Source organism: Streptomyces sp. NPDC001617, assembly GCF_053596855.1.
The window spans coordinates 1-14,427 of sequence record NZ_JBSFHA010000030.1 but is presented as its reverse complement, the minus strand read 5'-3'; the positions used below and the strand labels follow the sequence as shown (position 1 = coordinate 14,427).

General features: G+C 71.1%; 10 protein-coding genes and 1 pseudogene. 9 read left to right on the top strand and 2 right to left on the bottom strand.

The window, feature by feature from the left end:
* Positions 1 to 218 precede the first annotated feature (218 nt).
* Positions 219 to 3,380 (bottom strand): AfsR/SARP family transcriptional regulator, encoded by a 3,162-nt coding sequence (locus tag ACWC09_RS23035; protein ID WP_450852447.1) that lies wholly within the window; start codon positions 3,378 to 3,380, stop codon positions 219 to 221.
* Positions 3,381 to 3,627: 247 nt separating this feature from the next.
* On the opposite strand from ACWC09_RS23035, the gene ACWC09_RS23030 reads away from it, so the two are divergent.
* Positions 3,628 to 4,896, top strand: a complete 1,269-nt coding sequence (locus ACWC09_RS23030; RefSeq protein ID WP_450852446.1) for a hypothetical protein — start codon at positions 3,628 to 3,630, stop codon at positions 4,894 to 4,896.
* Entirely contained in the window at positions 4,881 to 5,261 is a 381-nt protein-coding gene (locus tag ACWC09_RS23025; RefSeq protein ID WP_450852445.1) for a hypothetical protein, read from the top strand. Before ACWC09_RS23030 ends, ACWC09_RS23025 begins: the two co-directional genes overlap by 16 nt.
* Here ACWC09_RS23025 and ACWC09_RS23020 read toward each other — a convergent pair.
* Positions 5,186 to 7,303, bottom strand: coding sequence for an ATP-binding protein (locus tag ACWC09_RS23020; protein ID WP_450852444.1), 2,118 nt, complete (start codon positions 7,301 to 7,303; stop codon positions 5,186 to 5,188). The two genes, ACWC09_RS23025 and ACWC09_RS23020, sit on opposite strands and share 76 nt — an antisense overlap.
* A 236-nt stretch (positions 7,304 to 7,539) precedes the next feature.
* Between ACWC09_RS23020 and ACWC09_RS23015 the strand changes: the two genes are divergently transcribed.
* The 7 genes and pseudogenes from ACWC09_RS23015 to ACWC09_RS22985 all read left to right on the top strand — a co-directional run bounded on the left by ACWC09_RS23015 (position 7,540) and on the right by ACWC09_RS22985 (position 14,320).
* Positions 7,540 to 8,982: a GuaB1 family IMP dehydrogenase-related protein gene (locus ACWC09_RS23015; protein ID WP_450852443.1), complete on the top strand. Its 1,443-nt coding sequence runs from the start codon at positions 7,540 to 7,542 to the stop codon at positions 8,980 to 8,982.
* A 72-nt stretch (positions 8,983 to 9,054) separates the two neighbouring features.
* A complete protein-coding gene (locus tag ACWC09_RS23010) occupies positions 9,055 to 9,549 on the top strand; it encodes a GNAT family N-acetyltransferase (RefSeq protein WP_450852442.1) in 495 nt (164 codons plus the stop codon).
* Positions 9,550 to 9,626: 77 nt separating this feature from the next.
* Positions 9,627 to 9,841: pseudogene (locus tag ACWC09_RS23005) on the top strand (amino acid permease C-terminal domain-containing protein); the annotation flags it as partial.
* A gap of 49 nt (positions 9,842 to 9,890) precedes the next feature.
* Positions 9,891 to 10,343, top strand: coding sequence for an Lrp/AsnC family transcriptional regulator (locus ACWC09_RS23000; RefSeq protein ID WP_142150397.1), 453 nt, complete (start codon positions 9,891 to 9,893; stop codon positions 10,341 to 10,343).
* Between the two features lie 126 nt (positions 10,344 to 10,469).
* Positions 10,470 to 11,597: an MFS transporter gene (locus tag ACWC09_RS22995; RefSeq protein ID WP_450852517.1), complete on the top strand. Its 1,128-nt coding sequence runs from the start codon at positions 10,470 to 10,472 to the stop codon at positions 11,595 to 11,597.
* A gap of 143 nt (positions 11,598 to 11,740) precedes the next feature.
* Positions 11,741 to 12,547, top strand: coding sequence for a carbon-nitrogen hydrolase family protein (locus ACWC09_RS22990; RefSeq protein WP_450852441.1), 807 nt, complete (start codon positions 11,741 to 11,743; stop codon positions 12,545 to 12,547).
* A 57-nt stretch (positions 12,548 to 12,604) separates the two neighbouring features.
* Positions 12,605 to 14,320 carry a flavin monoamine oxidase family protein gene (locus tag ACWC09_RS22985; protein WP_450852440.1) on the top strand — a complete coding sequence of 572 codons (1,716 nt, stop codon included), beginning with the start codon at positions 12,605 to 12,607 and terminating at the stop codon, positions 14,318 to 14,320.
* Positions 14,321 to 14,427 lie beyond the last annotated feature (107 nt).

The window sequence follows — 14,427 nt, the reverse complement described above, 5'->3', positions numbered from 1 at the left end:
AATTTGTCGCACGACCCCTTGGGTGTTCGATAGCTTCGGCGCGCCGACGTGATCATCGCGTCGGGACCCCCTGTGACATGGAAAGGCGTACGTTGAAAAACCTCCCGAGAGTCATGGCCGCCGTCCACCTCCTGAGCGTCACGTTGGCCGTAGTGGTGGTGGACCGCTGGATGTGGTGACCCTGCCCCAGGGTCGTCGTCGGCTCCTGGGAGGGGGGCTCAGGAGCCGGTCGATTCGTGTTCTGTCAGGAGGCGGAACAGTTGCTCCGCCTCCTTGTCGGCGCCGAGGTCCTGGTACAGGGTGATCGCCTGTTCGGCGTGTCGATGGGCCTGCTGGGCGCCGCCGGGACGCAGGAACGCGGTGCGCGCCAGCCCCGCGAATGCCTGGGCGGAACCGAGCGGGAAGTCGATGCCCTCGGATACGGCGAGTGCCTCCTCGTAGCCTTTGCAGGCGATGTCGAGGCGGCCCGACTCGCGTTGGACATCCGCCGTGGCGATCAGTGCGCGCAGTCTCTCGTACGGGTTGTCGATGCTGGTGGCGACCTGTTCCGCCATGGAGAGGTGCAGCAGGGCCTCGCCCCGGCGGCCGGACCGGGCGTGAGCCAGGCCGAGCCTGATGAGGACGTCGGCCTCGCCGAGGACGTCGCCGCTGCTGCGGTGGGCGTCGAGGGCACGTCGGTAGCAGGCCAGGGCGAGGTCGGTGCGGCCTGTCGCCTGGTGTACGGCACCCAGGTTGGTCGCCAGAATCGCCAGGTCCTGTGGGCCGCCGTGCTCCCGCATAAGCGTCAGCGAGCGTTCGTAGCAGTCGCGGGCGTCGTCGTAACGCCCCTGCAGGCTCGCCAACTCGCCGCGGTTGTTGAGGGCTTGGGCCAGCCCGTAGTGATCGGGCAGCTCCTCGTAGATGGTCTGCATGAGCTGGACCCGGTTCAGGGCCGCGTCGTATTGGCCTGCGTAGTACAGCACCACCCCCTGCACATTCAGGCATTCGGCCTCACCGGAGCGGTCTTGGGCCTCGCGGTACAAGGCCAGGGACTGGTCCAGGGCCTGCATCGCCAGGCCCCCGTGGCCGGCTGCGAGGTGGGCGCGGCCGGACTGGAGGAGAGCGTCGGCACGGCCGTGGGTGTCGTGCAGGTCCTCGCAGATGGAGAGGGCTTCGGTGGCGCGGCGCAGGGCCTGGGCGTGGTTGCGCTGGGCCAGCAGGTCCGCGTGGGCCGTCAGCGTACGGGCGAGAACGGCGCGGTCGCCCGAGGCGCGCAGGGCCGGGAGAGCGGCGTCGAAGAGTTCCGTCGTGATGTCCCAGGTGCCCCACAGTTTGAGGGATCTGGCCAGCACGGCCGGGAACAGTGCGGCGTACTCCGGGTGCCGTGCGGCCGCCGTGCGGGCGACCGCGAGGAGGTTGGAGCGTTCCACGGTGAGCCATACCGAGGCCTCGTCCCCGTCGGCGAAGTGCGGGGTGTGAGGGTCCTGGTCCGGGGGCAGTGCGATCGTCCTGCGGTGCGGATGGGCCGTGCGGTCGGCCCGGTGGGCGGCGGTGAGGTGGTGGGCCAGGAGGCGGGCGAGCGCGTCCTGGTCGGTGGGGGCGCCGGCCCGTAGGCCGAAGGCGCGGGTCAGGTCGTGGAGCCGGTAACGGCCGCGGACCGGGTCTTCGAGGAGGCTGGCGTCCAGCAGTTCCTCCACGCAGCGCTCCAGCAGTCCCGGTGTCCCCTCGAACTCCGGGCCGGCGAGGGCTGCCGCCGCTCCGAGGGTGATGTCGGGGCCGGGGTGCAGGGCGAGTCGGCGCAGCAACATGCGTGCCCCGGTGCCGAGTTCCGCGTACGAGACATGGAAGGCCGCGGAGACCTGGTCGTCGAACTCCGCGAGCGGATCGGCCGCGTGGGCCAGTCGGTCGAGGAGATCCTGGAGCACCCACGACTCCCGGTGACGGAAGCGGCTCGCCAGGAGTTGCAGGGCGAGAGGGTGGCACGCGGATGCGTCCACCACCCGCTCCAGGGTCTCGGGTTCGGCCGAGGTTCTCGACGTGCCGACGATCCGGGTGAACAGGGCGGCCGCCTCGGCCCTCGACAGGGCGTCCACGCGCAGGAACGCGGCACCGTCGAGCCCGGCCAGCCGGCTCCGGGTGGTCACGATCGCCCGGCAGGCGGGTGCCCCCGGCAGCAGCGGGGTGACCTGGGCCGCGTCCCTGGCGTTGTCCAGCAGCACGAGCGCGCGGTGCCGCGCGGTCCACTCCCGCCACCTCGCCGCTCGCTCGGCCGGCGTGGGCGGCAGCTCACCCGACCACCCCGCCGAGTGCAGCAGGAGCGCCAGCGCCTCGGCCGGATCCAAGGGCTGCTCATTGCTGTAACCGCGCAGGTCGACGTAGAACTGGCCGTCGGGGTAGGCGGCGGAGAGCCGGTGCGCGGCGTGCACGGCCAGAGCCGTCTTGCCGATGCCGGGCATGCCGTGGACGACGGTGACGGGGAGGGCGCCCGCCTCGCGGTCCGGGCTCGCCGCGTCGGTCTCCTCCGCGAGCAGGATCCGCAGTTCACCGACGCGCCCGGTGAAGTCCCGCGTGTCCCGGGGCAAGCAGTTGCGAGGCTCGGACACGGCCGGTACCACCGCGACAGTCGCGTCCGGTGTCCGCATCAGTGTCCGGTCCTGCTCCAGCATCCGCAGATGCAGCTCCTGCAGCTCGGCCCCCGGCTCGATGCCCTGGCTCTCGTGCAGTCGGCCCCGCGCGTCCCGGTACACGGCAAGCGCCTCGTCGTGTCGCCCGGAGCGATACAGCGCCAGCATCAGTGAGCCGATCACCCCCTGCGCGAGGGGGTTCTGGGAAGCCAGTTCCTGGAGTTCGCCGACCAGGTCGGCGTGGCGGCCCAACTCCATGTCCAGGCCGATACGTTCCTCGCGCACCCGGCGATGTTCCTCGACCAGTCGCGAACGCGCCGACACAGCCCAGTCGTTGTCGCTGAACTCGCTCAACGGCTCGCCACGCCACATGCTTTCGGCGGTGCGCAACAGGCCGATGGCGAGCTCGCGTCCACCTCGTCCCGCAGCGGCCGCCGCGTCCGCCCGCAGCCGCTGGAACCGCAGCAGATCGATGTCGTCCGGATCGGCGACCCGCAGTTGGTACAGCCGCGGCGAGACCCGGCCGACCCAGGCCTGTTCGTCGCCCACGGCCGCGCGTAATCGCCCCCGCAGCCGGGAGAGGTAACTCTGCAGTGTCTCCACGGCGGTCGGGGGCGGCTCGCCGTTCCAGACCCGGTCCGTCAGCGTGTCCACGGAGACGGGTTCACAGCGGGCATGCACAAGGATCAGGAGCACCCGGCGCTCCTGGAGGGACCCCAGTCCGTACTGCCGCCCGTCGTGCCACAGCTCCAGCGGTCCCAGCGCGAGAAGTTCCACCCTTACCCCCGTGGGTGTATGCGGTTCCTGCCACCTCGGCACTGCCGTACGTATGTGCGGAACTCGATCCACTGTTCTGCTGGGTTCCGGGGAGGGGACAGAGGCGCACAGGAGCGCGAGGGGCGCACAGGGTGGGAGTGCAGGAATTCTGCAAGCCCGCCATCCAGACCCCGGGGCACGCCTTCGGTGACGGCCACTCAGAAACGTGGCCGAGAAGTCATCGAAGGAGAAGCGGGGGACGACAAAGATGAGCGTGACAGTGCCCGAGACACACTGGCGGCATGTGCCGGTACGGCCGGACGTCGAACGCTGGGCCACTCGCAGGACCCGCAGGCGGGTGCTGGTCGTGGTGCACACCATGATCGCGGGGCAGCGACTGCTCGACACGATCCGCCTGCTGGAGGGCGACATCAGGGTGCAGACCTTCTTCACCCAGGCACCCGATGTGTTCGGCAACGGCGTGGCCGAGTTCCTGGAGGGGCTGGGTGGCCTGGTGCTGCCGTGGAGCCAGGCCGTGCAGACGGTCTTCGACCTGGCCCTGGCCGCGAGCCACGGCAGCCTCCACGAACTGCCCACCCCGGTGATCGTGCTCCCGCACGGGGCCGGACACAACAAGCTCGCCCCGGCCGGTCGGCCGGGTCGGGCGGTGGCGCAGCGCGGGGTGTACGGCCTCAGCCGGCAGCGGCTGGTGCGGGACGGAGCGGTGGTGCCCGAGGTGATCGTGCTGGCCCACCACGAGGAGCTGACCAGGTTGGGCCGTGAGTGCCCCGAAGCGCTGCCGGTGGCCGAGGTGGTGGGCGACCCGTGTTTCGACCGGATCGCGGCCGGCCTGCCGTCCCGAGCACTGTATCGGGACGCCCTGGGCGCGGGGCCCGGCCAACGACTGGTCCTCGTCTGTTCCACCTGGGGGCCCGACTCCCTGCTGGGGCAGGGCTGGGACCTCCTGGAGCGGTTGGTCGGCGAACTGCCGCGGGACGAGTTCCGGATCGCCGCACTCCTGCATCCCCATGTCTGGAACGCGCACGGCGCCTGGCAGGTACGGGCATGGCTCGCCGGACTGGCACGCTCCGGGCTGACCCTGGTGAGCCCGTACAGCGACTGGACCGGGGCGGTCGTCGCCGCCGACTACATCGTGGGCGACCACGGTTCGGTCACCCTCTACGGCGCGATGACCGGTGTGCCCGTCCTCATGGCGGGCAGGTCCGACGCCGACGTGGATCCGGGCTCGCCGCTCGCCGAACTCATGTCCTTCGCGCCGCGTCTGCACGGGGACCGTCCGCTGCGCCCCCAGCTCAAACGGAGCTCGGCGACCTGCCGTCCGCACCGGTACGAGCAGGTGGCGTCCCGCATCTCCTCGGAACCGGGCAGGTTCTCCCGCAAGATGCGGACCCTGCTCTACCGCAAGCTCCGCCTGCGAGCCCCCGCCACCCGGACGACGACGGAACCGGCACATCTCCCGGTCACGGTGCCCTACGACGATCCCGGCAGTGTGGCGGTGCCATGGCGACGCCCGTGACCGTGGACGAGCACCTCAGGGTCGGGCTTCCCGCACCCGCACGCCTGGCCCTGCTCGCCGACGTGCTGATCGAGTACGGCACGGGAGCGCACCGGGCCGAGGAGACGGCGGCAGCCCATCCGGGCGCCTTGGTGGTGGCGGTGCACCACCGAGACCGGTGCTGGCTCCGCTTCGGCGCCGACGGGACCGTACTCGAACTCCACGGACCGGATTCCGAGGAGAAGTGGGCAGCCCTCGCCTCGCTCGCCCATGCCTGGCTGGTGGCGGGGCTGCCTGCCGAAGAGTTCGGTCACCCCTCCATCTGTCGGAGCCGACGGCGCGCGGATTCCGCCTCCTCCGATCCGGACCGGCCCGCGGAGGAGTAGAGCTCCAGCGCCTCCTGGTAGTGGTCCCGAGCGGTGCGGCCGTCCCCGCGCCGCTCGGCGACCTCTGCCAGAACACCGAGAGCTCGGGCCACCTCGTACCCGGCCGCCACACCGCGCAAGGTCTCCAAGGCGTACGACAAATGTCGTGCCGCCTCGTCGAGTTGGCCCAGGGCGAGGCACGCGCGGCCCAGGAGCGTGGTCGCGCGAGCCACGTTGTAAGCGTCGCCCTCCCCGTCGAGCGTGGTGCGAGCGGCACCGGCGTGCCGGACCGCCGCCTCGGCGTTCCCGGATGCCAGAGCGACATCGGCGAGGTTCAGCAGGGCCAGCGCGCCGGCCCGACGGTCGCCCTGCTCCGGCAGTTCCTCCGCGGCACGCCGGAACCGGTCCGTGGCCTCGTCGAGACGCCCGAGCCGTTGCAGGGCGAGCCCCCGGTAGTTGAGGGTGCGGGCATGCCCGAGCCGGTCGTCGGCGTCCAGGAAGAGCCGTGCCGCACGCTCGAACATCTCCAGGGCGCGCTCGTGGTTCCCGGCACCGAGCTGCCCCACCCCGCCGGAGGTGAGCATCCGGCACTCGGCCGCCGTGTCGCCCAACTCCCGTGCGGCCAACAGCCCTTCGTCGTGCGAGGCCCTCCAGTCGTCGTAGAACTTCCGCCGCAGGAAGAGCGGCCACAGGGCGTCGGCCAGCTGCCAGGCGACGGTCGGGAAGCCCGCGGGCCGTGCCTGGCGGAGCACGGCCATCAGGGCCGGCAGCTCCCGTTCCAGCCAGTCCAGGGCGGCCTGGGCATCCTCGCCGACATCAGCCGTCACGACTGGCCCGGGGCCGAAGTCCCGTGCCATGGTGCGGTGTTGGGGGTCGATCAGCTCCTCGGCCCGGGTGGCGCTCGCCAGGTAGTGGTCGGCGATACGGCGCCGCGCCTCCGCGCGCTCCCGTGGTGACTCGTCCTCCTCGGCCTTTGTGGCGGCGTGCAGACGCACCAGGTCGTGGAAGCGGTGGCGCTCGTCCCCGGCGTCCAGGAGCAGGCTCGCGTCGTGCAGCGTCTCCAGGAGCAACTCCGCGTTCCCGCACAGTGCTTCCGCCACCGCTCCCCCGAACTCCGGGCCGGGATGCAGCCCCAACAGCCGGTACAGTCGGGCGGCTTGAGGCGGCAGCGCCCGGTACGACAGGTCCAGTGCCGCGCGTACATCGTGGTCGCCGTCGATCGCGAGCGCCTCCAATCGGTCGCGCTCCTCGGCGAGGGCGCGCACCATCGTGGTGATCCGGCGTTCCGGCCGCGCCGCCAGCCGGGCACCGGCGACCCGCACGGCGAGCGGCAGTCCGGCGCACAGCTCGACCAGGGTGCGCGCGGCGTCCGGCTGCGCGGCCACCCGGCCGTCGGACAGGGTGTCCGCGAGCAGTTCCACCGCCGCCTCGGCCCCGAGCGGCTGCACCTGTACGGGGAGACAGCCGTCGACGACCAACCCCGGTAACCGGCTGCGGCTGGTGACCGCCGTGACGTTTCCACCCGCGGGCAGCAACGGCCGTACCTGGGCCGCGGTCGCGGCGTCGTCGAGCAGCACCACCAGACGTCGGCCCTCGGTCGACGACCGGTACAGCGCGGTCCGTTCGGCGAGCGTCGTGGGGACCTCCGGTGACGGGACACCCAGGGCCCGCAGGAAGCTGCCGAGCACCTCGGCCGGGGACGCCGGCCCGTCGGGGGACTGGGCGCCCAGATCGGCGTACAACTGGCCGCCCGGGAAGAGCGGGCGCAGGGTGCGCAGCCAGCGCAGAGCGAGGGCGGTCTTCCCGACCCCGCCCAGCCCGCTCACCGCGGCGAGTGCGAGCCGCTCCTCGCGCAGGGCGAGGGACCGGTGCCGCTCCAGTGCGGCCAGTTCCTCGGAGCGGTCGACCATGCGCACGGAGGGCGGGAACTGCCAGGGGGTCCGTCCTGTGGCGCTCGCCTCGGAGACGATGCGGATACCGCCGTGGACCACGCCCGCCTGGATGCTCGCGCCGTGCACCGTGCCGCTCAGCTCGTTGCTCGACCCGAACTCGTGACTGCGCACGCCTGACCCCCGCGGTGTGAAAGTAGCTGCTTCCTGAACAGATCTTTTCCGTACACGCGATCGATATCCATCGAGGCGTCGTCGCTTTCGGGGGATCCTCCAAAGCGGGGGCCCAGGTCTCTGGACGAATCGTCCGGCCATGGCATTCCGCCACTCATGGGACAATGAAGTACGTGCTCTTTCCCCCTGGCTGACCTGTCCGGGGGCCACCTCTGATCGACTGGGATGTGCAGCACGTGCGTTTCCTCAATGACATCCAGCCCCCGTACGACCTGACGTACGACGACGTATTCATGGTCCCGAGCCGCAGTGCGGTCGGCTCGCGGCAGGGCGTGGACCTCGGCTCCCCGGACGGCACGGGCACCACTATCCCGCTGGTCGTCGCCAACATGACCGCCATCGCGGGGCGCCGTATGGCCGAGACGATGGCCCGACGCGGCGGCCTCGTCGTCATCCCGCAGGACATCCCGATCGAGGTCGTGACCGAGGTCGTCTCCTGGGTGAAGAGCCGCCACCACGTCCTGGACACCCCGATCGTGCTGGCCCCGCACCAGACCGTCGCCGACGCGCTGGCCCTGCTGCCGAAGCGGGCGCACAACGCCGGTGTGGTCGTCGACGAGGACGGCCGGCCCGTCGGTGTCGTCACCGACCAGGACCTGACCGGCGTCGACCGCTTCACTCAGCTCGAGGTCGTCATGTCCCGGGACCTGCTGCTCCTGGACGCGGACATCGACCCCCGCGAGGCCTTCAACCGGCTCGACGCGGCCAACCGCCGCTACGCCCCCGCCGTCGACAAGGACGGCAAGCTCGCTGGCATCCTCACCCGCAAGGGCGCCCTGCGCGCCACGCTCTACACCCCGGCCGTCGACGCGAACGGCAAGCTGCGCATCGCCGCGGCCGTCGGCATCAACGGCGACTTCGCGGAGAAGGCCAAGCAGCTGCTGGACGCGGGCGTCGACACGCTCGTCATCGACACGGCGCACGGGCACCAGGATTCGATGATCAGCGCGATCAAGGTGGTGCGGGCGCTCGACCCGCGGGTGCCGATCGTGGCCGGCAACATCGTCGCCGCGGAGGGGGTCAGGGACCTCATCGAGGCCGGCGCCGACATCATCAAGGTCGGTGTGGGCCCCGGTGCCATGTGCACCACCCGCATGATGACCGGCGTCGGCCGGCCGCAGTTCTCCGCCGTGCTGGAGTGCGCGGCCGAGGCGAAGAAGTACGGCAAGCACGTGTGGGCCGACGGCGGTGTGCGGCACCCGCGTGACGTCGCGATGGCGCTCGCGGCCGGGGCGTCCAACGTGATGATCGGGTCCTGGTTCGCGGGGACGTACGAGTCGCCGGGCGACCTGCAGCAGGACGCCAGCGGCCGCCTCTACAAGGAGTCGTTCGGCATGGCCTCCGCGCGGGCGGTGCGCAACCGTACGTCGGACGAGTCGTCGTACGACCGTGCCCGCAAGGCCCTGTTCGAGGAGGGCATCTCCACCTCCCGTATGTTCCTGGACCCGGCTCGCCCGGGCGTCGAGGACCTGATCGACTCGATCATCGCGGGGGTCCGCTCGTCCTGCACCTACGCCGGCGCGGGCTCCCTGGAGGAGTTCGCCGAGAAGGCGGTCGTCGGCATCCAGAGCGCGGCCGGCTACGCGGAGGGCAAGCCGCTGCACGCCAGCTGGAGCTGAGCCAAGTCCCTTGCGCACGGCCCCCGTTGAAATTCGGGGGCCGGACGGCGGACGAGGTTCTACGGTCGGGTCATGGACATCACCGTGTGCCGGGCCGAGGACCTCGACGTACTGGACCGGCTCATGCCGTCGAACAGCCTCGACGGCCATCACGCCGCTCGGTTCGCACGGCAGCAGGCGGGGGAGAGCAGCTATCTCCTCCCGTGGCTCGACGGGCGTCCCGTAGGACACGCCGAGGTCCGCTGGACCGGCTGCAGGGCGCCGGAGGTCCGGGCCGAGCACCCGGACTGCCCCGAGATCAACGGCCTGTTCGTCTGGCCCGAGTCGCTCCGCTCCCAGGGCGTCGGCACGGCGGTGATCCGCGTCGCCGAGGAGCTGGCGCGGCAGCGTGGGGTCGGGGTGATGGGGCTCGGTGTCGGCGAGCACAACCCCAGGGCGGCGGCGCTGTACGCCCGGCTCGGGTACCGCCCCACCGTGTCCTACGTCGACCGGTGGTCGTACCGGGACGCGGCGGGCGCACGCCATGAGTGCGCGGATCCCTGCATCTTCCTCATCCGGGAGCTGTAGGAGCGAGCTTCCGCGATCGCCTGCGAAGTCCTGGCTCATAGGTTGCGTTCGCTGGGGTTGTGGCGGCTGACCATGACGGCACGCTCTTCGCCTTCGCGCTGGTCAACATCGCCGTGGTCGTGCTGCGCCGGACCCGCCCGTACCCGCACCGCACCTTCCGCGTCCCGCTGTCCCGGTCCTGCCCGCGCTCGGCTTCGGTTTCTGGGTCTGGACGATGGGCAGCCTGTCCGCCGTCATCTGGGTGGCCTTCGGGGTCTGGATGGCCGTCGGGCTCGTGTTCTACTTCGTATAAGGCCAACGCCTTTCCCGTCTCGCACCACCTGAGAGCTGAACCACCCACCGTGCTGAACGATCTCGACGAACGCATCGTGCACGCCCTCGCCGAGGACGCCCGCCGCTCCTACGCGGACATCGGGCAGCTCGTCGGCCTCTCCGCGCCCGCCGTGAAGCGGCGCGTGGACCGGCTGCGCGCCACCGGGGCCATCACCGGCTTCACCGTACGGGTGGACCCGTCGGCCCTCGGCTGGGAGACCGAGGGGTTCGTCGAGATCTACTGCCGGCACAACACCTCGCCGGAGACCATCCGGCGGGGCCTGGAGCGGTACCAGGAGGTCGTCGCCGCGTCGACCGTCACCGGCGACGCGGACGCGATCGTGCAGGTCTTCGCCTCCGACATGCGGCACTTCGAGCGGGTCCTGGAGCGGATCGCCGGGGAGCCCTTCGTCGAGCGCACCAAGTCGGTGCTGGTGCTGTCGCCGCTGCTGCGCCGCTTCTCGTCGGGTTCGCCCACCTGAGCAGACCCGAGCCGACGTAAGCCGAGGCAATTCGGGGGACACACGCGCCCGGTCCCGCCTACCATCGGTGACATGACCTGGCGACATTGATCCTCCACCACCGGCGTCCGCCGGCTCACGGCCACGCTGTACGGCTACGCGTTCCTGGACGACTTCGTCCTGCTCTACCCGGTGTACGCGCTGCTGTTCAGCGACACCGGGCTGTCCGTCTGGCAGATCTCCTCGCTCTTCGGCATCTGGTCGGTCACCGGTGTCGTGCTGGAGGTGCCCTCCGGCGCCTGGGCCGACGCCGTCTCCCGGCGACTGCTGCTCCGGCTCGGCCCGCTGCTCACCGCCGTCGGCTTCGCGCTGTGGGTGCTCGTCCCGTCGTACTGGGCCTTCGCTGTCGGCTTCGTGCTGTGGGGTGCCCGGGGCGCGCTGGTGTCCGGTGCGCTGGAGGCTCTCGTCTACGAGGAGCTGGAGCGACTCGGCGCGGTCGAGCGGTACGCCCAGGTGATGGGCCGGGCCCGGGCCTTCGGTCTGGTCGCGGTCATGGCGGCGACGGGGCTCGCCGGGCCCGTGTTCGCCTGGGGCGGCTATCCGGCGGTCGGCGCGGCGAGTGTGGCGGCCTGTCTGGCGAGCGCGGTGACGGCGACCCGGTTCCCGGAGCACCGGGTGGTGGGGAAGGGCGAGGGCGACCACTGGGCCGCCACGCTGAGGGCGGGGCTGGGCGAGGTCCGGCGCGAGCGGTCGCTGCGCGGGGCGATTCTGCTGGTCCCGGTCGTGACCGCCGTGTGGGGAGCGCTGGACGAGTACACGCCGCTGTTGGTGCGCGAGACCGGAGTCGCGGAGGCGACGGTCCCCTATCTGCTCCTGTTGATCTGGACGGGCGCGACGGCCGGAAGCCTGCTCGCCGGGCGCTGCGAACGGCTGGGCGCGGCAGGACTCGCGTGGCTCCTCGGAGGAGCGGCCGTCGCGCTCGCCGCAGGCGCCACGGCCGGGACGCCGGCCGCCCTCGTCCTGGTCGCCCTCGCCTTCGGCGGCTTCCAACTGGCGACCGTGCTGGCCGACGTACGACTTCAGCGCCGCATCGACGACATCGGCCGGGCGACGCTGACCTCCGTCGCGGGCCTGGGCACGGAACTGGTCACCATCGCCGTCTACGCCGGATACGCGGCGATCGCGACCAGGACCGCCCACGGCACCGCCTTCGCGCTGTTCGCGGTGCCGTACCTGGTGACGGCGGTGCTGCTGGCGATCCGCGCCCGTGACTGAGGGCGCGCAACGAATCGCCGCCGGAAGCGTGCCGTACGCAACGAACCGCTCACCGGCGCGCAACGGCTCCTTCTTGCTGGCCGGAGCCCGGCGACCGTACCGTCTAACTGGCCCCAACCCCTCCGTACCGCTGAGGAACACGCATGCGCACCGCCCTGCTCCAGAGCTCCGGCCGCCCCGGCTCCGTCGGCGAGAACCTCAAGGTCCTCGACGCGGCCGCCGGTCGTGCCGCCGCTGCCGGTGCCGTGCTGCTGGCCGCGCCGGAGATGTTCCTGACCGGGTACGCGATCGGCGACGACATCGGCCGCCTGGCCGAGCCCGCCGGCGGCGACTCCGCGGACGCGATCGCCGACATCGCCTCACGGCACGGGCTCGCGATCGCCTACGGCTACCCGGAGCGCGAGGGTGAGACCGAAGGGACGGGCGGCACGGTCTTCAACTCCGCCCAGCTGATCTCGGCGGAGGGCGACCGCCTCGCCAACTACCGCAAGACCCACCTCTTCGGCTGCTTCGAGCGCGACCACTTCACGCCGGGCGAGCAGCCGGTCGTCCAGGCCGAGCTCGGCGGGCTCACCGTCGGCCTCATGATCTGCTACGACGTCGAGTTCCCGGAGAACGTCCGGGCCCACGCCCTGGCCGGCACCGACCTGCTCGTGGTGCCGACGGCGCAGATGCACCCGTTCCAGTTCGTCGCCGAGTCGATGATCCCGGTGCGCGCCTTCGAGAACCAGATGTACGTCGCGTACGTCAACCGCACCGGTCAGGAAGGGGAGTTCGACTTCGTCGGCCTCTCCACGCTGGCCGGGCCCGACGGGATCGCCCGCACCCGCGCCGGCCGTGGCGAGGAGCTGATCCTCGCCGACGTCGACCCCGCGTTCCTCGCCGCGTCCCGCGAGGCGAACCCGTATCTGCAGGACCGCCGCCCCGGCCTCTACGGGTCGCTCGCCTGAATCCCCACCGAACAAAAGCCTCCCCTCAGTAACCTTCGTGCAAGGAGTCCGTACCTCATGACGTCCACCGTGCCCAACGCCGTCGAGCACGCAGACGAGCAGCAGCCGCCGATCACCATGTTCGGCCCGGACTTCCCGTACGCGTACGACGACTTCCTGGCCCACCCGGCGGGCCTCGGCCAGATACCTGCGACCGAGCACGGCACCGAGGTCGCGGTCGTCGGCGGCGGACTGTCCGGCATCGTGGCCGCGTACGAGCTGATGAAGATGGGTCTGAAGCCGGTCGTCTACGAGGCCGACCAGATCGGCGGGCGGCTGCGGACCGTCGGCTTCGACGGCCCCAACACGGAGGGCCTGACCGCCGAGATGGGCGCCATGCGCTTCCCGCCCTCCTCGACCGCCCTCCAGCACTACATCGACCTGGTCGGACTCGAGACCCGGCCCTTCCCCAACCCCCTTGCCGAGACGACCCCTTCGACGGTCGTCGACCTCAAGGGCGAGTCGCACTACGCCGAGACGATCGACGACCTGCCGCAGGTCTACCGCGATGTCGCCGAGGCCTGGAAGAAGTGTCTCGAAGACGGCGCCGACTTCTCCGACATGAACCGCGCCCTGCGCGAGCGGGACGTGCCGCGCATCCGCGAGATCTGGTCCAGGCTCGTGGAGAAGCTCGACAACCAGACCTTCTACGGCTTCCTCTGCGACTCCGAGGCGTTCAGGTCCTTCCGGCACCGCGAGATCTTCGGCCAGGTCGGCTTCGGCACGGGCGGCTGGGACACCGACTTCCCGAACTCCATCCTGGAGATCCTCCGGGTCGTCTACACCGAGGCCGACGACCATCACCGGGGCATCGTCGGTGGCTCGCAGCAGCTGCCGCTCCGTCTCTGGGAGCGCGAGCCGGAGAAGATCGTGCACTGGGCCCACGGCACCTCGCTGGCGAGCCTGCACGAGAACGGCGCACCTCGCCCGGCTGTGACCCGTCTCCACCGCACGGCGGGCAACCAGATCACCGTGACCGACGCGAACGGCGACATCCGCACCTACAAGGCGGCGATCTTCACCGCCCAGTCCTGGATGCTGCTGTCGAAGATCGCCTGCGACGACTCGCTCTTCCCGATCGACCACTGGACCGCGATCGAGCGCACCCACTACATGGAGTCCTCGAAGCTCTTCGTGCCCGTGGACCGGCCGTTCTGGCTGGACAAGGCCGTCGACGACAGGGGAAACCCGACCGGCCGGGACGTCATGTCGATGACGCTCACCGACCGTATGACGCGCGGGACCTACCTCCTCGACGACGGTCCGGACAGGCCGGCCGTCATCTGTCTCTCGTACACCTGGTGCGACGACAGCCTGAAGTGGCTGCCGCTGTCCGCGAACGAGCGGATGGAGGTCATGCTGAAGTCGCTCGGCGAGATCTACCCCAACGTCGACATCAGGAAGCACGTCATCGGCAACCCGGTGACCGTGTCCTGGGAGAACGAGCCCTACTTCATGGGCGCGTTCAAGGCCAACCTGCCCGGCCACTACCGCTACCAGCGGCGCCTGTTCACCCACTTCATGCAGGACCGGCTGCCCGAGGACAAGCGGGGCGTCTTCCTCGCCGGCGACGACATCTCCTGGACGGCCGGCTGGGCCGAGGGCGCCGTCCAGACCGCGCTGAACGCGGTCTGGGGCGTCATGCACCACTTCGGCGGCGAGACCGACGCCACCAACCCGGGCCCGGGTGACCTCTACGACGAGATCGCGCCGGTCGAGCTGCCGGAGGACTAGGACCTGTTGCGGAAGTCCCGCCTGCCCCGCGACGCCCGGCACGCGCTCTCGACGCACCGGGCACAAGCCCGAGTACGTCCAGTACGAGGGCCTGCACCCGGCACGCC